Raw genomic sequence first — 1,011 nt, forward strand, 5'->3', positions numbered from 1 at the left:
AGCGTGCGCAGGCCCTGCGCCACCGCCGCGGCGTCTTCCGGCGCCACCGTCACGCCGCAGCCGGCCTCCGCCACCGGGTCGTTGCCAGCGTCCACCGAATGCAGCACCGCGCAGCCGGCCATCATGTAGTCCATCAGCTTGTTCGGCGCGATGCCGAAGCGGTAGATCGGCGTGCGCTGCCAGCCGATCCAGGCGATGTCGACCTCGCGCAGCAGCGCCGGGATCTGGGCCTTCGGCACCGGCGGGAACAGCGCGACGTGGCGCAGCGATTCGTCGACGACGCGCTGTGCGAGGCGCGGCTTCTCCATGCCGTCGCCGACCAGCACGAACGAGACCGGCTCGTCGCGCATCAGTGCCGCCGCATCGAGCAGCACGTCGAGCGCGTTCGGCAGCCCGTGCGAGCCCGCATAGCCGACGACGGTGCGGCCCTGCACCTTCTGCGCGGCGATGTGGGCAGCGATGGCGGCATCGAGCGGCGCCGGTTCGCCAGCCCAGTCGTCCGGCGAGATGCCGTTCGGCACGATGTGCAGCTTGCGCAGGTCCAGCCCGTGCGCGCCCATGTGGCCGGCCACCTTCGGCAGCATCGACACCACGACATCGGCATCGCGGTACGCATCGTCCTCGGCCTTCTGGCACAGCAGCGCGAACGGATGCCGCGGCGACATGCCCGACAGCTCGATCGGCGACAGCGGCCACAGGTCATGCACCTCGAACACCAGCGTCGCCTTCGCGCGCCGCGCAATGCGCCGCGCGACCCACATGTCCATCGGGTAGGTGCTGGAGGCGATCACGACGTCGGGTTGGAAGCGCTCGACCAGCGCCGGCGTCTCGCGCCACAGCCGCACCAGAAAGGCTGCGATGTTGCGCACCCGGCCGATGCCGTTGCCCTGGTAGCGCGGCGACGGCAGCCAGCGGTAGGCGATGCCGGCTATCGCCTCGTCCAGCGGTGCTGCATCGACCTCCGGCTGCCGGCTGCGCACATGCGACTGCGACGCCGCGACGATCTGCACC

At 71.0% G+C, this 1,011-nt stretch carries 1 protein-coding gene; it reads right to left on the reverse strand.

Translation table 11 applies throughout. From position 1 onward, the window contains the following. The coding region (locus tag AC1D01_RS36295; protein ID WP_477874603.1) for a glycosyltransferase family 4 protein at window positions 1-1,011 on the reverse strand (1,011 nt) is incomplete at both ends.

This window comes from Rhizobacter sp. P3_B12, assembly GCF_056402895.1.